This window comes from Streptococcus fermentans, from assembly GCF_040888305.1.
Classification (GTDB): domain Bacteria; phylum Bacillota; class Bacilli; order Lactobacillales; family Streptococcaceae; genus Streptococcus; species Streptococcus fermentans.
The window spans coordinates 22,109-43,993 of the sequence record NZ_JBFNFG010000004.1; the positions used below are offsets into that span (position 1 = coordinate 22,109).

Consider the following 21,885-nt stretch of genomic DNA (forward strand, 5'->3'; position numbering starts at 1 on the left):
TGTGATATAATATAGAGAGGGAAAAGGCAGACGCCTAGAGACTTTATAGGAGAAGATATGTCAAAAGATATTCGTGTGCGTTATGCACCAAGTCCAACAGGACTACTACACATCGGAAATGCCCGTACAGCATTGTTTAACTACTTGTATGCACGCCACCATGGTGGAACTTTTATCATCCGTATCGAAGACACAGACCGCAAACGTCATGTCGAAGACGGAGAACGTTCACAGCTTGAAAACCTTCGTTGGTTGGGCATGGATTGGGATGAAAGTCCAGAAACTCATGAAAACTACCGCCAATCAGAGCGTTTGGAACTCTATCAAAAATATATCGACCAATTGCTTGCTGAAGGGAAAGCCTACAAATCTTACGTCACTGAAGAAGAGTTGGCAGCTGAACGTGAACGCCAAGAAGCAGCTGGTGAAACACCTCGTTACATTAACGAATACCTTGGTATGAGCGAGGAAGAAAAAGCAGCTTATGTTGCAGAACGTGAAGCCGCAGGTATTATCCCAACGGTTCGTTTGGCAGTTAATGAGTCTGGTATCTATAAGTGGCATGATATGGTCAAAGGTGATATCGAATTTGAAGGTGGCAATATCGGTGGGGACTGGGTTATCCAAAAGAAAGATGGCTACCCAACTTACAACTTTGCCGTTGTGATCGATGACCACGACATGCAAATCTCTCACGTCATTCGTGGAGACGACCACATTGCTAACACACCAAAACAGCTTATGGTTTATGAAGCACTTGGTTGGGAAGCTCCAGAGTTCGGTCACATGACCTTGATCATCAACTCTGAAACTGGTAAGAAGTTGTCTAAACGTGATACTAATACACTTCAGTTCATCGAAGACTACCGTAAGAAGGGCTACCTGCCAGAAGCAGTCTTTAACTTTATCGCTCTTCTTGGCTGGAATCCTGGTGGGGAAGATGAAATCTTCTCTCGTGAAGAACTCATCAAGCTCTTTGATGAAAACCGCCTCAGCAAGTCTCCAGCAGCCTTCGACCAGAAGAAACTTGATTGGATGAGCAATGACTATATCAAGAATGCAGACCTTGAGACTATTTTTGAAATGGCGAAACCATTCCTTGAAGAAGCAGGACGTTTGACAGACAAGGCTGAGAAATTGGTGGAACTCTACAAACCACAAATGAAATCAGTGGATGAAATCGTTCCATTGACAGATCTCTTCTTCTCAGACTTCCCAGAATTAACCGAAGCTGAGAAAGAAGTCATGGCTGGTGAAACTGTGCCAACGGTACTTGAAGCCTTCAAGGCTAAGCTTGAAGCTATGTCAGATGACGAGTTTGTGGTAGAAAATATCTTCCCACAAATCAAAGCAGTCCAAAAAGAAACAGGTATCAAAGGGAAAAACCTCTTCATGCCAATCCGTATCGCCGTTTCAGGTGAAATGCATGGTCCTGAATTACCAGATACTATTTACTTGCTTGGTCGTGAAAAATCAATCCAACACATTGAAAAAATGTTGGCTGAAATTGCGAAATAATCTGGCGAAATTAAATTTCGTTCTAGATATTTGTAGAAGTAAAATCTGAGAGAATCACCTGGTTCTCTCTTTTTTATGAACATAGAAAAATCTATTAAATGTATGATAAAGGATACTTTTAGGAATCCCTTTTAAAAAAAGCAATTTTTATATATACTTATTTGAAAATGCAAAAGTTTTAGTGTATAATACTAAGTGACAGGGCAAGGGAAAGAAGTCAGTGATATGGTAAAATTCTTTACAAACAGACTCGAATTAGCCCAGACATCGTCTATGTTGTTTGTTGAGTCGACTTATTTTTTCTTTGCGTTTTGCTGGACACAGGAAGAAATTCATGAGTTCATGCAACTATCATCCATAACGATGCCTTCGTTTTCGATTCGTAGTTGATATGCAACTGTGTATCTACTCTTTCTTTTCCAGAGAATAGAAAGGAATCGACCTTGCTCTGTTTACCTTGCGTTAAGCAAGGTTTTTTTGTGGAATGCTATCGCGAAATTTACGATTTTTCTATCAAGTGGTATAATATTAAGTATCCTGATGAATTGAGGAACTCAAATGAAAGAATTTAACAAATCAATCAAATTAGAGCATGTGGCTTACGACATTCGTGGTCCAGTCCTTGAGGAAGCCATGCGTATGCGAGCAAATGGGGAAAAAATCCTCCGTTTGAATACAGGAAACCCAGCTGAGTTTGGCTTTACAGCACCAGATGAGGTCATCCATGATTTGATTATGAATGCGCGTGATAGTGAAGGTTATTCGGACTCAAAAGGGATCTTTTCAGCTCGCAAAGCAATCATGCAGTACTGCCAGCTCAAGAAATTCCCCAACGTTGGTATTGACGATATTTACCTTGGGAATGGGGTCAGTGAGCTAATCGTTATGTCTATGCAAGGTCTCTTGGACAATGGTGATGAGGTCTTGGTCCCTATGCCTGACTATCCTCTTTGGACTGCTGCAGTCAGCCTGGCTGGAGGAAATGCCGTTCACTACGTCTGTGATGAAGAAGCTGAATGGTATCCTGACTTAGATGATATCAAGTCTAAGATTAGTTCAAATACTAAGGCTATCGTTTTGATCAATCCAAATAACCCAACTGGAGCCCTCTATCCTAAGGAACTCTTGTTAGATATTATTGAGATTGCTCGTCAAAATGACTTAATTATCTTTGCGGATGAAATTTACGACCGTATGGTTATGGACGGCAATGTCCACACGCCAGTAGCAAGTTTGGCTCCAGACCTTTTCTGTGTCAGCATGAATGGTCTGTCTAAATCTCACCGTATCGCTGGTTTCCGTGTAGGTTGGATGGTCTTGTCTGGGCCTAAACATCATGTAAAGGGCTATATTGAAGGTCTCAACATGCTTTCAAACATGCGCCTTTGTTCCAACGTCTTGGCTCAACAGGTTGTTCAAACTTCACTAGGTGGTCACCAGTCGGTCGACGAATTACTCTTGCCGGGTGGTCGTATCTATGAACAAAGAAACTTTATTTATAATGCCATTCAAGATATTCCAGGTTTGTCCGCGGTTAAACCTAAAGCGGGTCTCTATATCTTCCCTAAAATTGACCGCAATATGTATCGTATCGATGATGATGAACAATTTGTCCTTGATTTCTTGAAGCAAGAAAAAGTACTTTTGGTTCATGGACGAGGATTTAACTGGAAAGAACCAGATCACTTCCGTATCGTTTATCTGCCACGTGTAGATGAGTTAGCCCAAATTCAAGAAAAGATGACTCGTTTCTTGAAGCAGTATCGTAGATAAGGCTTTCATAGCAAAAAAGCTGGAAACATTTGCCAGAGCTATTGACAAATGCGAAAGAATCAGATAGAATAGTAAAGTATGTTTAGTAACTGATCACTTTATAGCCGGCTAAACGAATACAAAATCTATGAGGAGGTATTCATCGTGAAACGTACTTATCAACCAAGTAAACTACGTCGTGCGCGCAAACACGGATTCCGTAACCGTATGTCAACTAAAAACGGTCGTCGCGTATTGGCAGCTCGTCGTCGTAAAGGACGCAAAGTTTTGGCTGCATAATCCAAACGAATTCAACAAAGAAGTCAGTAGGAACTCGAGTCTACTGGCTTTTCTGTTGCCTAAAAAAGTGAATTTTCTAAAATACCTTTTTTAGAATAAAAACTTCAGCAGATGTATTGGAAAGACAGTATATAGAAAAAAGCTCAAAATCAGAAGGTGAATTTCTGATTTTGAGCTTTTCTTTATTCTTTCAAATGATAAGAGTAGCTAGCAACGACGACATCTTCGTGCCATCTGAGAGCATATTTCAATTTGAGGCTCATTTGATTGTGGAGGATATTTTGCCAAGGTTTGTTAGGGATAAATTGGGGTACTAGAACTGTAACTGTGTAGTTCTTTTTCTTGGCTTCTTGAGAGATTTTTCGAACATAGCGAACGGTAGGTGTGATGATATCGCGATAGCTAGTAGTAATGTTTTTTAGAGTGATATTTGGGAAGTAGTCGGCAAATTCTTGGAGGATTTCTTGGTCTTTTTCCTCTGTTTCTTTGGTGGAAATGTGCATGGCCAAAACCTCATCTCCAATACTTTGAGCATAGTTAATCGCTCCAACGCTGACTCGAGTAACATTTCCTACTAAGACAAGGACGACATTGCCATCGTAGGTTTTCTTTTGAATTCCTTCATAAAGTCGAAGCTGTTTGGCCACTTTTTGGTAATGACTGTGGATGGACAAGAAGAGGAAGGTTAGGACCAGGATAATAGGGAAGAATGGCCAGATATCTCCAAGTCTGAAGAAGAGTAAGATAAGAACGATAGCGTAACAAATGGTGGCTCCGAGGATATTTGCAAAAGCTGACTTCAAGAATTGAGAACCTTTTTCTTTTTTCCAGTGGCGAATCATCCCTGTTTGAGAAAGAGCAAAGGGGACGAAAACTCCGATTGTATAGAGAGGGATCAAGCGTTCTGTATTTCCGTTAAAAATGAGCAGAAGGATCATGGCGCCAAAGGCTAAGGTCAAAATACCGTTTGAATAACCAAGGCGGTCTCCTTTTTCCATAAAGAGATGGGGCATGTATTTGTTCTTAGCCATATTGTAAGCCAACATCGGAAAGGCAGAAAAACCAGTATTTGCAGCTACGGCAAGGATGAGGGCTGTTGAAAATTGGAAGAGATAATAAACAACTTGACCGAGAGCTGAATCCCCTAAAATTCCTTTAGCCATCTGTGAAAGGATTGTTTCTCCGTGTTGAGGAGTAATCCCCATCCAGTAGTTTAGGAAGGTAATTCCTGCAAAGAGAAATCCAAGAATAAGAGACATGATGGTCAGTGTTTGAGCTGCATTCTTTTTTTTGGGGGTCTTGAAAAATGGAACAGCATTTGAGATAGCTTCAACTCCAGTTAGTGAAGCTGAACCGCTGGTAAAGGCTCTTAAAATCAGGACGATTGAGAGACTCGGGACAGTTTGACCAATTGCAGAAGTTGCATGATAGCTGAGAGAACCAGTCAATAGTTGGAAGATACCAAACAATAAGAGGAAGACCGTGCTAAAGATAAAGAGATAGACAGGGATCATCAGAGAACTAGCAGATTCCCTCAAGCCTCGCAGATTCAAAAGCATGAGCAAACATACTAGAAAAATGGAGATGTGGAGGTTATAAGGATGGAGGACAGGAAGTGCAGCTGTGATCGCATCAGCTCCTGCAGCCACCGATACGGCTACTGTCAGCATGTAGTCAACAAGTAGACTTCCCCCAGCAATCAAACCTAACTCAGGGGAGAGGTTTTCTCGAGTAACCATATAGGCACCTCCACCTTGAGGGTAGGCATGGATGATTTGTCGGTAAGAAATGGTTAGACTAGCAAGTAGCAAGAGGACAAAAATGCCGATAGGGAGACTCCACCAAATAGCGAGGGGAGAAAGACTAGCCAAGACAAGGACGACCTGCTCAGGTCCATAGGCGATAGATGAAAGGGCATCGCTTGAGAGCATTGCAAGTGCCTGTGTTTTTCCAAGTAGCCCTCCCTCGCCTTCAGTTAAGGACTTAAGGGGACGACCAATAAAGGTATATTTTAATTTCGTAAACATTTTCTTTCCTTTTCTGAAAATTTCAACAAGAGTTATTATACTGCTATGAAAATAAGTCGTCAAGAAAAAGTGAGTGATTTTAAAATATTTTTTCCTATAAGGATAAGAGCAGTTTTTTGGTATAATAGAAGGTAGAAAAAACGAGGGAATATACATGATTTTTGATACACATACCCACTTGAATGTGGAAGAATTTTCAGGAAGAGAAGCAGAAGAAATAGCCTTAGCAGCTGAAATGGGTGTGACTCGGATGAATATTGTTGGATTTGATAAACCGACCATTGAACGAGCCTTGGAATTGGTGGAAGAATATGACCAACTTTATGCGACGATTGGTTGGCATCCGACAGAAGCAGGGACTTATACAGAAGACGTTGAGAAATACCTGTTGGACAAGCTCAAACATCCTAAAGTTGTTGCCTTGGGTGAGATTGGTTTGGACTATCACTGGATGACAGCCCCTAAAGAAGTGCAGGAGCAAGTTTTCCGTCGTCAGATTCAGCTATCTAAGGAATTAGATTTACCTTTTGTGGTTCACACCCGTGATGCGCTTGAAGATACCTATGAGATTATCAAAAGTGAGGGAGTCGGTCCCCGTGGTGGCATCATGCATTCCTTCTCTGGTTCCCTGGAATGGGCTGAAAAGTTTGTGGAGCTTGGCATGACTATTTCATTTTCTGGAGTGGTGACCTTTAAAAAAGCGACAGACATTCAGGACGCTGCTAAAGAGTTACCTTTGGATAAAATTTTAGTAGAAACAGATGCCCCTTATTTAGCCCCTGTACCCAAGCGTGGTCGCGAAAACAAGACAGCTTACACGCGCTATGTAGTGGACTTTATTGCAGACTTACGTGGTCTGACGACAGAAGAAATAGCTGCTGTGACAAGTGCAAATGCGGAACGAATCTTTGGATTGGAACGTAAATTATGAAAAAGAAAATTTCCCAAGTCATTGTAGTCGAAGGGCGTGATGATACGGCCAATCTCAAACGTTATTTTGATGTGGAGACCTATGAGACTCGTGGCTCTGCTATCAATGAGCAAGATCTTGAACGTATCCAACGTCTACACCAACGTCATGGGGTGATTGTCTTTACAGATCCTGACTTTAATGGGGAACGCATTCGTCGTTTGATTATGACGGCTGTTCCAACAGTTCAACACGCCTTTCTCAAGCGATATGAAGCAGTGCCAAAATCCAAGACCAAAGGACGTTCCCTAGGAATCGAACATGCCAGTTATGAAGACTTGAAAACAGCGCTGGAACAAGTCACAGAGCAATTTGAAGCAGAAAGCGACTTTGACATTAGCCGTAGTGACTTGATTCGTCTTGGGTTTCTAGCAGGCGCAGATAGCCGAAAACGCAGAGAATATCTAGGAGAAAGCCTTCGTATTGGTTATTCCAATGGGAAACAACTTCTCAAGCGTTTAGAATTATTTGGCATCAGTTTAGCTGAAGTTGAAGATGCCATGAAATCGTATGAGAATTGAGAAACCGTCCCAAAATGTAGGGGGAATATGATACAATGGAAGTAATCATATACGGTTTAATCAGGCTTGATAGCAAGCATTAGAAAAGTGCTCCACGGGATTAGCCTTGTGTGGAGTTAATGAGGAAAAGTTATGGGAATCTTTGATTTTTTAAAAAAGACGGAAACTGCAGAAGAAACTGAAATCACTGAAGCACAGAAAGAAACAGAAGAATCTAAAAACAATGCATGTATTGGTGTTCTAGATTTGTTCCCGCTGAAGGAAACGAATCAATTATTGATTGTTGGGAGTCTAGAAGGTAGTCTCAAGGTTGGAGATCAGTTGCAGTTTTGTAATCCCGACCAAGGAATGGAAATTCTTGGCTCTGTAGAAGTTAAAAAACTTAGCAGTCAAAACAAAGATGCAGATAGTCTAACTGATGAAGTTCTTGCCCATCTAGTGGTTGATAGGATTCCTTCTTTGGATAAACTGAAAAAAGGAAGTGTGCTCTTTAGTTCAGGTATTGAGGAAGAGCAAAAATTATCTAGCTATTCAGATGCTCTTTATCGTACTTTTGTAGCCATCCAAGAGGGTCAGTTAACAAATGAAGACTATTTGGCAGCTAGCCTTGATGATAGCGTAGAGATTTTACGTCTCTTTTTATGGAAATGCCGTCAAAATCAGGAAACTGAAAGTGAAGAAAGCTATCAAGCTAACACCCGCAAGTTAGAGCGTCTAGCAGAAATTGTCAAGGACAAGTTGTTGGCAGCAGATTCGGTTTATGCAGTTTATTCGGAAAAAACAGGTGAACCCTATCTTTTCTCAACGACCTATGACAGGGGGGAAGAGGGGTATCTCTGTACGGATCCCATGATCATGCTTTTGACGCCATCTTGGTATCGCCAATTTAAAGAAACCATTGATAGTCGACCAAACTCTGTCGTAAAACTGATTGAAAATACGGAAGATAAAAAAGGGATTGAGAATTTCCTTGGAACAGCCTTTTACTTAAATGGTGCCTTGGGAGCAATCTTTAATTCCAAGGAAGTTAGCATCAGTGCCTCAGCCTTGGTCCAAAAACCAGATTATTCTAATTTGCCAGAAATACAAGTTCCTGTAATGAATCCTGACCTAGTAAGATGGATGTTGTTGATGGGACAATTGGATAGCCCGACTACAGAAGATGAAGAAGTAATTTATAAGCTCTATTATAAGTTCTTTTCAGAAGCTATGCCGAAAGCTAAATTCCTAATTCCTCTAGATGCGGCTTCGGAATTTAAGGGCGATAGTCAGGAAGGAAATTCCTTTGTCTTGGAAAAAGATTCTAGTTTCAACATTCCAGTTAAAGAAGGAAAAGATGGGCGAAACTCTGTGCCGGTATTTACTGATTGGAAACGTCTGCGAATGGTCTTTGACGAAAAATGGAATGGCATGATTGAAGAAGCGGGAGGCATGATTGAAGTTTTTGACTATGCCATTAATCCAACGGAATACTATGAAGCGGGTGCCTATGTTAGTCTAACAGCTTTTAAAGAGATGCAAAAGCTCAGTGAGGAACTAGAAGGCAGAGTTAAAGATTAGAGAGTTTCTTTACATTAGGAAACTATATAGTTTTATCTACATCCTACTTGAACCACTAACCTTTTTCAAAGATTGTGAAAGGAAATGATATGGCAAATAGAACTTATATTTACTTAAAAAACGAAGATGAAGTCCGTATTCTAACAGAGGGAATTTACACAATACCCTATTTTTGGCAATTGTTTTGGGAAGAAGAAGATTTAAAAACTCTTATTGCTCTCTGGGAAACAGCAGAAAAACTCGAAGAAGATGAAGAGCAAGCAGAAAAGTTTTACCAAGAGCAGAATGTAGATATCTTGCTTTCTATTGAAAAATTCCAGCAGAATGCCCTCAAAAACCGATCTTTTTTAGAAGAGAATGCCCCGCAAGCCTTGCAACTCTATGATGACTTTGTTCGTTATATTCTTGCAAATGTCAAAGACGGTGATGTGCTTGGATTTGATGTTTTGGATGTTGTTTTTATGGACCAAGTGTCTGTTGTTTCTGATAAACTGTTAAAAAATATACGGGCTATTCGGGAAAATCAACCCAAAGATTTAGATTTTTCTTTGACTGAAAAGAACTTAATTGGTCTTGCTATGGGCTTTCCTGATTATTATGCTTCAGAATTATTGCCAGAAGACAATATTCTAGATTCGGTTGCCTATCAGGATGAACTGAAGAAAACGAACCCCCAAGAAGATAAGAAAGTGCATGATATGACTGGATCTGATTCAAAAGGGAACAAGTCTCGTGTTCTTTTAGTGTTTTGGATTTTGTTGGCACTAGGAATTATGTGGGTTTTATATATTATTTTTAGCTAATAAATAGAAAAGAGAATAAATGAGAATTGCAGATTATAGCGTGACCAAGGCAGTGCTGGAACGTCACGGTTTTACCTTTAAAAAATCCTTCGGGCAAAATTTCTTGACCGATACTAATATCCTTCAAAAAATTGTGGATACGGCTGAGATTGATGACCAGGTCAATGTCATTGAGATCGGGCCGGGTATTGGTGCTTTGACGGAATTTTTGGCTGAGCGTGCAGCTGAAGTTATGGCCTTTGAGATTGACCATCGCTTGGTACCAATCCTAGCTGATACCTTACGTGATTTTGACAATGTGACCGTAGTCAACGAGGACATTCTCAAAGTTGACTTGGCGCAACATATCCAGAATTTCAAAAATCCTGATTTGCCAATCAAGGTAGTAGCCAACTTGCCTTACTATATCACGACACCTATTCTCATGCACTTGATTGAAAGTGGCATTCCTTTTAGTGAGTTTGTGGTCATGATGCAAAGAGAAGTGGCGGATCGTATCTCTGCTCAACCAAATACCAAGGCTTACGGTAGCTTGTCGATTGCCGTTCAGTATTACATGACAGCTAAGGTTGCCTTTATTGTGCCTCGTACGGTCTTTGTGCCAGCACCAAATGTGGATTCAGCTATCCTGAAAATGGTACGTCGCCCAGAACCGGCTGTAGCAGTAAAAGATGAGAACTTCTTCTTTAAGGTTTCCAAGGCTAGTTTCACCCATCGTCGTAAGACCTTGTGGAATAATCTGACAGGTTACTTTGGCAAGACTGAGGAAGTCAAGGATAAGCTGACCAAGGCTTTGGACCAAGCAGGTTTGTCACCAAGTGTACGTGGTGAAGCTCTTGGCTTAGAAGAATTTGCCAGTCTAGCAGATGCGCTTAAAGGACAAGGACTCTAGGATGCAGGGACAAATTATTAAAGCTTTGGCCGGTTTCTACTATGTGGAAAGTGAGGGTCAGGTTTATCAAACACGCGCGCGTGGGAATTTCCGTAAAAAAGGTCATACGCCCTATGTTGGAGACTGGGTAGATTTTTCTGCGGAGGAAAATTCCGAAGGCTATATTCTCAAGATTCATGAACGAAAAAATAGTCTGGTTCGCCCACCAATCGTCAATATTGACCAAGCTGTGGTTATCATGTCGGTCAAAGAGCCTGACTTTAATAGCAACTTATTGGATCGGTTCTTGGTTCTTTTGGAGCACAAGGGCATTCATCCTATCGTCTATATTTCCAAAATGGACTTACTAGAGGATGGGGGAGAACTGGATTTTTACGAGCAGACCTATCGTGCTATTGGATACGACTTTGTGACTAGTAAAGAGGAACTCTTGCCCTTGTTGACAGACAAAGTGACAGTCTTTATGGGGCAGACAGGTGTCGGGAAGTCAACCCTGCTTAATAAAATTGCACCTGACCTCAATCTCGAAACAGGAGAAATCTCAGACAGTCTGGGTCGTGGTCGCCATACTACTCGAGCTGTTAGTTTTTACAATCTCAATGGTGGTAAAATCGCAGATACACCAGGTTTTTCGTCACTAGATTATGAAGTATCAAGTGCTGAAGAGCTGAACCAGGCCTTTCCAGAGATTGCCTCTGTAAGCCGAGACTGCAAGTTTCGTACTTGTACGCATACTCATGAGCCATCTTGTGCAGTGAAACCAGCAGTAGAAGAGGGCATCATTGCAAACTTCCGTTTCGACAACTATCTGCAATTCCTCAGTGAGATTGAAAATCGCAGAGAAACCTATAAAAAAATCAGCAAAAAAATACCAAAATAAGGAGAAACCTATGTCTCAATACAAGATTGCTCCGTCAATTCTGGCAGCAGATTATGCCAACTTTGAACGTGAAATTAAACGCCTAGAAGCAACTGGGGCAGAATATGCCCATATCGATATCATGGATGGTCACTTTGTGCCACAAATCAGCTTTGGTGCAGGTGTGGTCGAAAGCCTTCGCCCCCATAGCAAGATGGTTTTTGATTGCCACTTGATGGTCTCTAATCCTGAACACCATCTAGAAGATTTTGCGCGTGCAGGTGCAGATATCATCAGCATTCACGTAGAGGCAACACCTCATATCCATGGCGCTCTTCAAAAGATTCGTTCTCTAGGTGTCAAACCATCGGTTGTTATCAATCCTGGAACACCTGTTGAAGCGATTAAGTATGTCCTTCATCTAGTTGATCAAGTTTTGGTCATGACAGTTAACCCTGGATTTGGTGGACAAGCATTTCTGCCAGAAACCATGGATAAGATTCGTGAGTTGGTGGCCCTTCGCGAGGAAAAAGGTTTGAACTTTGAAATTGAAGTCGATGGCGGAATTGATGATCAAACCATTGCTCAAGCCAAGGAAGCAGGTGCAACAGTTTTTGTAGCAGGGTCTTATGTCTTTAAGGGAGATGTCAATGAACGAGTGCAAGCTCTCCGAAAACAACTGGACTAAAGTTGCAGTTTTTGCTGGTGGAGACCGTGGACATTATAGGATAGATTTTGATTGCTTTGTCGGTGTGGACCGTGGCTCACTCTGGGTACTGGAGGAAAAACTTCCTCTTACTATAGCCGTTGGGGATTTTGATTCTGTGACTATGGAAGAGCGTCAGTTGATTCAAAAGCGTGCTCATCACTTTGTCCAAGCCCAGCCAGAAAAAGATGATACCGATCTGGAACTAGCGCTTTTAACGGTTTTTGAAAAGGATCCTCAAGCTCGAGTGACCATTTTTGGCGCCCTAGGTGGTCGCATCGACCATATGCTGGCCAATGTCTTTCTGCCTAGCAATCCTAAATTGGCGCCCTATATGCGTCAAATAGAGATTGAGGATGGGCAAAACTTGATTAGCTATTGCCCAGAAGGGACCAGTCAACTTGAACCACGTTCGGACTATGATTATCTGGCCTTTATGCCGGTTCGGGATAGTCAGTTGACCATTATCGGTGCCAAGTATGAGTTGACAGAGAAAAATTTTTTCTTTAAGAAAGTTTATGCTTCTAACGAATATATAGATAGGGAAGTTTCAGTGACTTGCCCAGATGGCTATGTGGTTGTCTTGCATAGCAAAGATAGGAGGTAGGATGGAAAGTTTACTTGTTGTTTTATTAGTTGCTAATCTAGCCGGCCTCTTTCTTATTTGGCAAAGGCAGGATAAGCAGGAGAAATATCTGACCAAGAGCTTGGAGGACCAGGCAGATCATTTGTCAGACCAGTTAGATTATCGATTTGAACAAGCCAGACAGTCTAGTCAGCTGGACCAAAAAAATCTAGAAGTGGCTGTTAGCGACCGTTTGCAGGAGGTGCGAATTGAGTTGCACCAAGGCTTGACTCAACTTAGGCAGGAGATGAATGAGAATCTTCTCCAAACAAGAGATAAGACTGACCAACGCCTTCAGGCCTTGCAGGAATCCAATGAGCAACGCTTGGAACAGATGCGCCAAACGGTTGAGGAAAAGCTAGAAAAGACCTTGCAGACACGCCTTCAGGCCTCTTTTGAGACAGTTTCCAAGCAACTGGAATCTGTCAATCGTGGCCTTGGCGAAATGCAGACGGTGGCGCGTGATGTTGGTGCGCTAAATAAAGTTCTTTCTGGAACTAAAACGCGAGGAATTCTAGGAGAACTACAACTGGGACAGATCATTGAAGATATCATGACACCTGCCCAGTATGAACGAGAATTTGCAACAGTTGAAAACTCTAGTGAACGTGTGGAATACGCCATCAAGTTACCTGGGCAAGGTGACCAGGAATATGTTTATCTACCGATTGATTCTAAGTTTCCCCTGGCGGATTATTACCGTCTGGAAGAAGCCTATGAAGCAGGTGATAGGGATGAAATCGAACGCTGCCGTAAGTCTCTCTTAGCAAGCGTCAAGCGTTTTGCCAAGGATATCAAGAGTAAGTACCTGGCACCACCTCGGACAACTAATTTTGGAGTCTTGTTTGTTCCGACAGAAGGTCTCTATTCGGAAATCGTTCGCAATCCGATTTTCTTTGATGATTTGAGACGAGAGGAGCAAATTATCGTTGCAGGGCCAAGTACCTTGTCGGCTCTTCTTAACTCCTTATCAGTTGGCTTCAAGACTCTTAATATCCAAAAGAGTGCTGACCATATCAGTAAAACCCTAGCTAGTGTCAAAACAGAATTTGGCAAGTTTGGAGGGATTCTGGTCAAGGCACAAAAACATCTCCAACATGCCTCTGGCAATATTGATGATTTATTAAACCGTCGTACTACAGCTATCGAGCGAACGCTTCGTCACATTGAGTTATCAGAAGGTGAGCCTGCGCTTGATTTGCTACAAATCCAAGAAGATGAGGAAGAATATGAAGATTAGTCACATGAAGAAAGATGAGCTTTTTGAAGGCTTTTACCTGATCAAGTCAGCTGACCTGAGACAGACACGTGCTGGGAAAAACTACCTAGCCTTCACCTTCCAAGATGATAGTGGAGAAATCGAAGGGAAGCTCTGGGATGCTCAACCCCACAATGTTGAAACCTTTACAGCAGGGAAAGTAGTCCATATGCAAGGTCGTCGTGAAGTGTACAACAATACGCCTCAGGTTAATCAAATCACCCTTCGCTTACCACAACCTGGCGAACCAAATGACCCAGCGGACTTCAAGGTTAAATCTCCAGTAGATGCCAAAGAGATTCGTGAGTATATGGCGCAGATGATTTTTAAAATTGAAAATCCAATTTGGCAGCGAATTGTTCGGAATCTCTACACTAAGTATGACAAGGAATTCTACTCCTATCCAGCTGCTAAGACCAACCATCATGCCTTTGAAACAGGTCTTGCTTATCATACAGCTACTATGGTTCGTTTAGCAGAAGCAATTGCAGATGTTTATCCTCAACTCAATAAGAGCTTGCTCTACGCGGGGATTATGCTGCACGATCTGGCCAAGGTTATTGAGTTGACAGGTCCTGACCAGACAGAGTACACAGTAAGAGGAAACCTTATCGGTCATATCGCTCTGATTGATAGCGAAATTACCAAAGCGGTAATGGAACTTGGCATTGATGATACCAGAGAAGAAGTTGTACTTCTTCGCCATGTCATTCTCAGTCATCATGGTCTCCTTGAGTATGGTAGTCCAGTTCGTCCTCGAGTGATGGAAGCAGAAATTATTCATATGATTGATAATTTGGATGCCAGCATGATGATGATGACAACAGCTCTGGCCCTTGTTGATGAGGGAGAAATGACCAATAAAGTCTTTGCTATGGACAATCGTTCCTTCTACAAGCCAAAATTAGACTAGAAACTAAAAAAATGAACTTTATTTAGGCAATAAAGTTCGTTTTTTTGCTTTAGTGTGATATAATGAGAAAAAGACTAAATAAAAAAGAATGGTAAAAATATAATGAAATTAAGAAGAAGTGATCGGATGGTTGTCATTTCCAATTACTTGATTAACAATCCATACAAATTAACCAGTCTCAACACCTTTGCGGAAAAGTATGAATCTGCCAAATCGTCTATTTCTGAAGATATCGTCATCATTAAGCGTGCTTTCGAAGAAATTGAAATCGGTCATATTCAAACGGTGACAGGTGCTGGTGGTGGTGTTATTTTTACACCATCGATCTCTACCCTTGAGTCTAAAGCGATTATCGAAGAGCTTCGTGATAAACTTTCAGAGAGTGACCGTATTCTTCCAGGTGGCTACATTTATTTATCTGACCTATTGAGCACTCCAGCTATTTTGAAAAATATCGGTCGCATTATTGCTAAGAGCTTTATGGATCAGAAGATTGATGCCGTTATGACTGTGGCTACCAAAGGGGTTCCGCTTGCAAATGCAGTGGCAAATGTTCTCAATGTTCCATTTGTCATTGTCCGTCGCGACTTGAAAATCACTGAAGGTTCAACTGTTAGTGTCAACTATGTTTCAGGTTCTAGTGACCGTATCGAAAAGATGTTCCTTTCAAAACGTAGCCTCAAAGCAGGAAGTCGTGTCTTGATCGTCGATGACTTCTTGAAGGGTGGAGGAACCATTAACGGGATGATTAGCCTCTTGTCTGAGTTTGATTCAGAGTTGGCAGGTGTAGCTGTCTTTGCTGATAATGCACAGGAAGACCGTGAACAACAGTTCGACTACAAGTCACTCTTGAGAGTCACAAATATTGATGTGAAGAACCAACAAATTGCTGTTGAAGTTGGAAATATCTTCGATACAGAAAAATAAGAATTGACTTGAAATACAAAGGTTGGAACTTTCGTCCCAGCCTTTCTTTGATAATGAATATGAAGGAGTTCTATGAAAACACCATTTATTAAACGTGATGCCTTAGAAAAGATTGTTGAGGAGTTTCCAACCCCATTCCATCTTTACGATGAAAAAGGTATCCGCGAGAAAGCACGCGCAGTAAACAAGGCCTTTTCTTGGAATAAGGGCTTTAAAGAATACTTCGCAGTTAAGGCAACCCCAACCCCAGCTATTTTGAAAATCTTACAAGAAGAAGGGTGTGGAGTGGATTGTTCTAGTTATGTCGAACTCTTGATGAGTCACAAGCTTGGGTTTACAGGGGCGGATATGATGTTCTCGTCTAATAACACCCCAGATAGAGAGTATGCTTATGCGCGAGAATTGGGTGCGACGATTAATTTAGATGCCTTTGAAGATATCGAGCATTTGGAACGTGCAGCAGGCATCCCAGAAATCATCTCTTGCCGTTACAATCCTGGTGGCGTATTTGAACTGGGCACGGACATTATGGATAATCCTGGTGAAGCTAAGTTCGGGATGACTAAGGAACAGCTTTTTGAAGCCTTTGCAATCTTGAAAGAAAAGGGAGCTAAAACCTTTGGGATTCATTCCTTCCTAGCTTCCAATACAGTGACCCATCTCTACTATCCAGAATTAGCACGTCAGCTTTTTGAATTGGCAGTAGAAATCAAGGAAAAGTTAGGTATTTCACTGGATTTTATCAATCTTTCAGGTGGTATCGGGGTTAACTATCGCCCAGATCAAGAACCTAATGACATTGCTTTGATTGGTGAGGGAGTTCGTCAGGTTTATGAAGAGGTTTTGACACCAGCAGGCCTTGGTCAGGTTAAAATCTTTACAGAACTAGGTCGCTTTATGTTGGCACCCCATGGCATTCTAGTTACAAAAGTTACTCATAAAAAGAAAACCTATCGTACTTATCTAGGAGTAGATGCGTCAGCTGTCAATCTTATGAGACCGGCTATGTATGGCGCTTATCACCACATCACCAATATGATGCATCCTGATGGTCAGACTGAAGTAGTTGATGTTGTTGGCTCTCTTTGTGAAAACAACGATAAGTTTGCAGTTAATCGTGAACTACCTCAAACAGAAATTGGTGATTTGTTAGTCATTCATGATACAGGTGCGCATGGCTTCTCTATGGGCTACCAGTACAATGCCAAGCTTCGTTCGGCAGAAATTCTCTATACAGAGGACGGTGGAGCACGCTTGATCCGCCGAGCAGAGCGACCAGAGGATTATTTTGCGACTCTCTATGGCTTTGATTTTGACAAGGATTAATAAATATTTTGAAAATCATGAAAGTTGAAAGTGAAAAACAGATTGTTTTCTAAAAAATAGGCAAAATCTGTGGTTTTTCTTTTCAGTCATGGTATAATAAAGACTATAAAACGTTTTCAAGGAAGGTAACGATATGTCTGAGGAAATAATTGACTATGGACAAGTGACAGGAATGGTGCATTCGACAGAGAGTTTTGGGGCGGTAGATGGCCCTGGAATTCGTTTTATTGTCTTTTTGCAAGGCTGTCAGATGCGTTGCCAATACTGCCATAACCCTGATACTTGGGCTATGGAAACCAATAAATCTCGTGTACGAACAGTAGATGATGTTCTAGAAGAAGCGCTTCGTTATCGTGGTTTCTGGGGAGACAAGGGAGGTATCACAGTCAGCGGAGGAGAAGCCCTCTTGCAGATTGATTTCTTGATTGCCCTCTTTACCAAGGCAAAAGAAAAGGGTATCCACTGTACCTTGGATACTTGTGCCCTTCCATTCCGTAACAAACCACGCTATCTAGAAAAGTTCAACAAGTTAATGGCCGTGACAGACTTGGTTCTCCTTGATATCAAGGAAATCAACGAAGCACAACACAAGATTGTAACCAGTCAAACTAATAAAAACATCTTGGCTTGTGCTCAGTACTTGTCAGAAATCGGTAAACCTGTTTGGATTCGTCACGTGCTAGTGCCAGGATTGACAGACAGAGATGAAGATTTGATTGAACTTGGTAAGTTTGTGAAAACTCTCAAAAATGTTGATAAGTTTGAAATCTTGCCTTATCACACAATGGGTGAGTTCAAATGGCGTGAGCTTGGGATTCCGTACTCACTTGAAGGAGTTAAACCTCCAACAGCAGAACGTGTTAAGAATGCTAAGGAATTGATGGATACAGAAAGCTATCAAGATTACATGAAACGTGTACATGGATAAAATGAAAGAAGAGGTCGGGATTTTTTCTCGGCCTCTTTTCAACTATAGAAAAGGCTCAGCATTTAAGCTAAGCCTTTTATTTTTTATCTAGAATGTTGCTTTCCAGCATTGCGTTTTTTGTTTTTCTTCTTGTTAGAAGTTGTGATAGCTGTTGCTGGTTCAGGGGTTACATCTTTACGAGTGCTTGAAGTTTTGCTTGCTTTTGGTGGGTTCTTAGCAAATTCTTCACGTACTTTTTTACGAAGTTTTGGACGAACGATGTAGTTGATGATAAATTGTTGAAGGATCATCATGAAACCACCGACAACCCAGTAAAGTGTAACGCTGGCTGGTGAGAAGACAGAGAACACGACAATCATGAGAGGGCTCATATAGAGCATCTTCTTGATCTGTTCTCTTTGAGTTTCATCCTCAACTCCATGTAAAGAAAGGAGTGATTGAAGATAGTAAAGGATACCAGCAAAGGCAACCAAAATCATACTAGGTGAGCCTAGAGGAATTCCTAGGTAGCTTGCTTGGGCAACTCCTTCAGTATGTTGGGCAGCAAAGTAGATAGCAGAGAAGAAAGGCATTTGAATGAGGATAGGGAAACATCCCACGCCGCCAAACATGCTGATGCCGTGCTCTTTTTGAGCAGCAAAGAGAGCTTGTTGAGCTTCTAGTTTTTCTTCTTGAGTTGTTGCTTCTTTCAGGCGAGTCTGATGTGGTTCAAGGACGTGCTTGAGAGCATTCATCTTTTCAGAGTGAAGCGTTGCTTTCCATGATTGGTAGATACCAAGTGGGAGGATAATCAAGCGAACGATAATGGTTACGATGATAATCCCAACACCGAAACCGAGACCTTGATCATTAGCGAAGTATTTGATAGCTTCTCCCATTGGAGCACCCAAGAAATCCCAAACGGGACCAATTGGCTTACCTGTTGCTTTATCGATCTGAACGCAACCTGCCAAGACTAATAGCATAGCCACTCCCATAGCCGAGAGTGCAAAACGTTTAATAGATTTCACTGTTTTTATTCCTTCTTTAAAAATTATACCTTTCTATTCTACTGTTTTTTTGGAAAATATACAATAGTTCTAGAGACCTAATTTGCGACTTTGAAGTCTGAATAAGATGGAAAGTTACTCAATTGAACATCAAGATAGGTTACTTTAGAGAATGGGGTAGGGCCTTTTCGAATCTCTTGGATAAACTTGGCCATGATGGCTGAAGACTCTGCTTGGGCAAGGATTTCAACGGTTCCGTCATCGTTATTCCAGACACGACCCGTAATGCCACCTAGTTCTAGAGCTAGGGTATAGACACCCCAGCGGAAGCCCACTCCTTGGACGCGACCTTGGGCGATCATTTTAACCTTTTGCATACCAAACCTCCTTGATTGTGTTATAATATTTCTATGACTATTATAACCTCTAAAGCCAATTCTGTGGTGAAAAATGCCAAAAAATTGCATCAAAAAAAATATCGGAAAACCTCATATCTGATTGAGGGATGGCATCTGTTTGAAGAAGCTGTTCAGGCAGGTGCAAAGATTGAGAAAATTTTTGCTCTCGCAGAGTATGGAGATAAGCTGGTAGACTATCCTCAGACTGTTTTTGTAACCGAAGAAATCTTGCTCGATTTAGCAGATTCTCAAACGCCTCAGGGCATTGTTGCCATTGTTCAAAAGGAGGAGGAGCATTTACCAGATTTGAGCCAAGGCAAGTATCTCTTTTTAGAAGATGTACAGGATCCTGGAAATGTTGGGACCATGATTCGGACGGCAGATGCAGCAGGTTTTTCTGGAGTCATCGTTTCCAGCAAGTCAGCAGATATCTATAGTCTCAAAACGCTTCGCTCCATGCAAGGCAGTCATTTCCATTTGCCGATTTATCGCATGTCTGTTGAAGGGTTTGTGGAACAAGCTAAAAAGAGCGGTTTACCAATTCTGGCAACCACCTTATCACAAAACTCTAAAGATTATCGTGAACTGGATTGCCTAGAAGATTTTGCCTTAGTCATGGGAAATGAAGGTCAAGGGATTAGTCCATTCATGACAGACCAGGCAGACCAATTGGTCCACATCAGCATGAAAGGGCAGGCAGAAAGCCTCAATGTCGCCATTGCTGCAGGTATACTCATGTTTTATTTGAGTTAAATGATTTAATTTTTGTTATAATCAGTAAAAAAAGATTTCATAAGGAGAAAAAGATATGAATCAAACAATTATTCAAGAACGTTCTGGCTTGAATCAATTTTATGCAAAAGTCTATGCTTTTGTAGGGATTGGGATCGCCTTATCTGCACTTGTTTCAGCCTTAATGTTAACAACCTTCCAAGACCTTCTTGTTCAGTTGATGCTTAACGCCCGCATATGGCTAATCGTGACAGGAGTAGTTGAAGTTGCTCTTGTCATTGCAGCCAGTAATATGGCTTATAAAAATAGCCCAGCAGCTCTTCCAATGTTTCTCATCTATTCAGTAGTGAACGGTTTTTCACTGAGTTTCATCGTGTCGCTCTATCTACCAGGAACGGTTCTAACGGCCTTTATTTCCAGCGCAGCTCTCTTCTTTGTCATGGCTATTATTGGAGTTGTGATTAAAAAGGACTTGAGTGGTATCGGACGTGCTTTGATTGGAGCCTTGGTAGGTCTCATCTTGGCTATGATTGTTAATGTATTCTTAAACAGTGGTCTATTCGATTACATTATCAGTATTGTCATGGTTCTTGTTTTTGCAGGTTTGATTGCTTGGGATAACCAAAAGATTCGCTATGTTTATGAAGAATCAAATGGTCAAGTCGCTACAGGTTGGGCAATTTCATTGGCACTTAGTCTCTACCTCGACTTTATCAACCTCTTCCTCAGCTTCTTGCGTATCTTTGGAAGTGACGATTAATACTTTTAGAGCTCAAATGAGCTCTTTTTTTAATTTTTACTTTTATTTTTACTGGCAAAAGGGTATAATCATCTTATTATTCAAAAGGAGAGATGTATGAAGAAAAGTTTTATCCATCAACAGGAAGAAATTTCCTTTGTAAAAAATACCTTTACCCAGTATTTGAAAGATAAATTAGAAGTTGTGGAAGTGCAGGGACCAATCTTGAGTAAGGTTGGGGATGGGATGCAGGACAACCTTTCAGGGATTGAACATCCAGTTTCTGTTAAGGTTTTGCAAATCCCAGATGAAACCTATGAAGTGGTGCATTCCCTTGCTAAGTGGAAACGCCATACCTTGGCCCGTTTTGGTTTTGGTGAGGGAGAAGGACTCTTTGTTCACATGAAGGCTCTTCGTCCAGACGAAGATTCCCTAGATGCAACTCACTCAGTCTATGTAGACCAGTGGGATTGGGAAAAAGTTATTCCAAACGGACAGCGCAATCTTGCCTATCTTAAAGAAACGGTAGAAAAGATTTATAAGGCTATTCGTTTGACAGAGTTAGCAGTGGAAGCACGCTATGATATTGAGTCAATCTTGCCTAAGCAAATTACCTTTATCCATACTGAAGAGTTGGTTGAACGCTATCCAGACTTGACGCCAAAAGAACGTGAAAATGCAATCTGTAAGGAATATGGTGCTGTTTTCTTGATTGGTATCGGTGGAGTATTGTCAGATGGAAAACCTCATGATGGACGTGCACCAGACTACGATGACTGGACAACCGAATCTGAAAATGGTTATCATGGCTTGAATGGAGACATCCTTGTTTGGAATGATAACTTGGGTGCAGCCTTTGAATTGTCTTCAATGGGCATTCGTGTCGATGAAGATACCCTCCGTCGCCAAGTAGCCATTACAGGAGACGAAGACCGTCTAACTTTAGAATGGCATAAGGCTCTCCTAAATGGACTCTTCCCATTGACAATTGGTGGAGGAATTGGCCAATCTCGTATGGCTATGTTCCTGCTTCGTAAGAAGCACATCGGTGAAGTCCAAACCAGTGTTTGGCCTCAAGAAGTGAGAGACACCTACGAAAATATTCTTTAATCAATCGAGCCGTAAGGTTCGATTTTCTTTTT

22 protein-coding genes are annotated in these 21,885 nt (G+C 41.4%); 19 read left to right on the forward strand and 3 right to left on the reverse strand.

Annotation, left to right across the window (positions count from 1 at the left end):
- The first annotated feature begins 57 nt into the window (after nucleotides 1-57).
- From gltX to rpmH, 3 genes are all read left to right on the forward strand, one after another.
- A complete protein-coding gene (gene gltX, locus AB2B50_RS05130) occupies nucleotides 58-1,518 on the forward strand; it encodes a glutamate--tRNA ligase (RefSeq protein WP_320692966.1) in 1,461 nt (486 codons plus the stop codon).
- 558 nt (nucleotides 1,519-2,076) lie between these two features.
- On the forward strand, nucleotides 2,077-3,291 hold the full coding sequence (locus AB2B50_RS05135) for a pyridoxal phosphate-dependent aminotransferase (protein ID WP_045762715.1): 1,215 nt from the start codon (nucleotides 2,077-2,079) through the stop codon (nucleotides 3,289-3,291).
- 144 nt (nucleotides 3,292-3,435) lie between these two features.
- Nucleotides 3,436-3,570 carry a 50S ribosomal protein L34 gene (gene rpmH / locus AB2B50_RS05140; protein WP_000831905.1) on the forward strand — a complete coding sequence of 45 codons (135 nt, stop codon included), beginning with the start codon at nucleotides 3,436-3,438 and terminating at the stop codon, nucleotides 3,568-3,570.
- 182 nt (nucleotides 3,571-3,752) lie between these two features.
- Here rpmH and AB2B50_RS05145 read toward each other — a convergent pair whose 3' ends face one another.
- On the reverse strand, nucleotides 3,753-5,597 hold the full coding sequence (locus AB2B50_RS05145; protein WP_320692965.1) for an APC family permease: 1,845 nt from the start codon (nucleotides 5,595-5,597) through the stop codon (nucleotides 3,753-3,755).
- A 154-nt stretch (nucleotides 5,598-5,751) separates the two neighbouring features.
- Between AB2B50_RS05145 and AB2B50_RS05150 the strand changes: the two genes are divergently transcribed.
- From AB2B50_RS05150 to pflA, 13 genes are all read left to right on the forward strand, one after another.
- Complete coding sequence (locus AB2B50_RS05150) at nucleotides 5,752-6,528, forward strand: TatD family hydrolase (protein ID WP_075227340.1); 777 nt, start codon at nucleotides 5,752-5,754, stop codon at nucleotides 6,526-6,528.
- Entirely contained in the window at nucleotides 6,525-7,088 is a 564-nt protein-coding gene (rnmV, locus tag AB2B50_RS05155; RefSeq protein ID WP_075227339.1) for a ribonuclease M5, read from the forward strand. The genes AB2B50_RS05150 and rnmV overlap by 4 nt, the downstream gene beginning before the upstream one ends.
- A 132-nt stretch (nucleotides 7,089-7,220) precedes the next feature.
- Nucleotides 7,221-8,648, forward strand: coding sequence for an SseB family protein (locus AB2B50_RS05160; RefSeq protein ID WP_320692964.1), 1,428 nt, complete (start codon nucleotides 7,221-7,223; stop codon nucleotides 8,646-8,648).
- A gap of 89 nt (nucleotides 8,649-8,737) precedes the next feature.
- Nucleotides 8,738-9,451, forward strand: a complete 714-nt coding sequence (locus tag AB2B50_RS05165; RefSeq protein ID WP_320692974.1) for a dimethyladenosine transferase — start codon at nucleotides 8,738-8,740, stop codon at nucleotides 9,449-9,451.
- Nucleotides 9,452-9,470: 19 nt separating this feature from the next.
- Entirely contained in the window at nucleotides 9,471-10,343 is an 873-nt protein-coding gene (gene rsmA, locus AB2B50_RS05170) for a 16S rRNA (adenine(1518)-N(6)/adenine(1519)-N(6))-dimethyltransferase RsmA (RefSeq protein ID WP_049509632.1), read from the forward strand.
- Nucleotide 10,344: 1 nt separating this feature from the next.
- Complete coding sequence (gene rsgA / locus AB2B50_RS05175; RefSeq protein ID WP_320692963.1) at nucleotides 10,345-11,223, forward strand: ribosome small subunit-dependent GTPase A; 879 nt, start codon at nucleotides 10,345-10,347, stop codon at nucleotides 11,221-11,223.
- 10 nt (nucleotides 11,224-11,233) lie between these two features.
- Nucleotides 11,234-11,890 (forward strand): ribulose-phosphate 3-epimerase, encoded by a 657-nt coding sequence (gene rpe / locus AB2B50_RS05180; RefSeq protein ID WP_320692962.1) that lies wholly within the window; start codon nucleotides 11,234-11,236, stop codon nucleotides 11,888-11,890.
- Nucleotides 11,853-12,515, forward strand: a complete 663-nt coding sequence (locus AB2B50_RS05185; protein ID WP_320692961.1) for a thiamine diphosphokinase — start codon at nucleotides 11,853-11,855, stop codon at nucleotides 12,513-12,515. Before rpe ends, AB2B50_RS05185 begins: the two co-directional genes overlap by 38 nt.
- A 1-nt stretch (nucleotide 12,516) precedes the next feature.
- The gene (locus tag AB2B50_RS05190; protein ID WP_320692960.1) at nucleotides 12,517-13,773 is read left to right on the forward strand and encodes a DNA recombination protein RmuC; all 1,257 of its coding nucleotides are present in this window, start codon (nucleotides 12,517-12,519) and stop codon (nucleotides 13,771-13,773) included.
- Nucleotides 13,763-14,704 carry a 3'-5' exoribonuclease YhaM family protein gene (locus AB2B50_RS05195; protein ID WP_049502932.1) on the forward strand — a complete coding sequence of 314 codons (942 nt, stop codon included), beginning with the start codon at nucleotides 13,763-13,765 and terminating at the stop codon, nucleotides 14,702-14,704. Before AB2B50_RS05190 ends, AB2B50_RS05195 begins: the two co-directional genes overlap by 11 nt.
- Before the next feature lie 102 nt (nucleotides 14,705-14,806).
- Nucleotides 14,807-15,631: a pur operon repressor gene (gene purR, locus AB2B50_RS05200; RefSeq protein WP_045762704.1), complete on the forward strand. Its 825-nt coding sequence runs from the start codon at nucleotides 14,807-14,809 to the stop codon at nucleotides 15,629-15,631.
- Nucleotides 15,632-15,703: 72 nt separating this feature from the next.
- Nucleotides 15,704-16,957, forward strand: coding sequence for a diaminopimelate decarboxylase (locus AB2B50_RS05205; RefSeq protein WP_049528287.1), 1,254 nt, complete (start codon nucleotides 15,704-15,706; stop codon nucleotides 16,955-16,957).
- Between the two features lie 133 nt (nucleotides 16,958-17,090).
- Nucleotides 17,091-17,885: a pyruvate formate-lyase-activating protein gene (gene pflA, locus AB2B50_RS05210; RefSeq protein ID WP_075228310.1), complete on the forward strand. Its 795-nt coding sequence runs from the start codon at nucleotides 17,091-17,093 to the stop codon at nucleotides 17,883-17,885.
- Between the two features lie 83 nt (nucleotides 17,886-17,968).
- Here the strand turns inward: pflA and yidC are convergent, their stop codons facing one another.
- Together yidC and AB2B50_RS05220 are read right to left on the reverse strand one after the other, a co-directional pair.
- Nucleotides 17,969-18,895 (reverse strand): membrane protein insertase YidC, encoded by a 927-nt coding sequence (gene yidC, locus AB2B50_RS05215; protein ID WP_061863800.1) that lies wholly within the window; start codon nucleotides 18,893-18,895, stop codon nucleotides 17,969-17,971.
- 77 nt (nucleotides 18,896-18,972) lie between these two features.
- On the reverse strand, nucleotides 18,973-19,251 hold the full coding sequence (locus AB2B50_RS05220) for an acylphosphatase (RefSeq protein WP_001174501.1): 279 nt from the start codon (nucleotides 19,249-19,251) through the stop codon (nucleotides 18,973-18,975).
- Nucleotides 19,252-19,284: 33 nt separating this feature from the next.
- Between AB2B50_RS05220 and AB2B50_RS05225 the strand changes: the two genes are divergently transcribed.
- The 3 genes from AB2B50_RS05225 to asnA all read left to right on the forward strand — a co-directional run bounded on the left by AB2B50_RS05225 (nucleotide 19,285) and on the right by asnA (nucleotide 21,853).
- A complete protein-coding gene (locus tag AB2B50_RS05225; RefSeq protein ID WP_320692959.1) occupies nucleotides 19,285-20,025 on the forward strand; it encodes a TrmH family RNA methyltransferase in 741 nt (246 codons plus the stop codon).
- Between the two features lie 55 nt (nucleotides 20,026-20,080).
- Nucleotides 20,081-20,764 carry a Bax inhibitor-1/YccA family protein gene (locus tag AB2B50_RS05230; RefSeq protein WP_075228308.1) on the forward strand — a complete coding sequence of 228 codons (684 nt, stop codon included), beginning with the start codon at nucleotides 20,081-20,083 and terminating at the stop codon, nucleotides 20,762-20,764.
- 96 nt (nucleotides 20,765-20,860) lie between these two features.
- Nucleotides 20,861-21,853, forward strand: coding sequence for an aspartate--ammonia ligase (asnA, locus tag AB2B50_RS05235; protein ID WP_320692958.1), 993 nt, complete (start codon nucleotides 20,861-20,863; stop codon nucleotides 21,851-21,853).
- The last annotated feature ends 32 nt before the right edge of the window (nucleotides 21,854-21,885 follow it).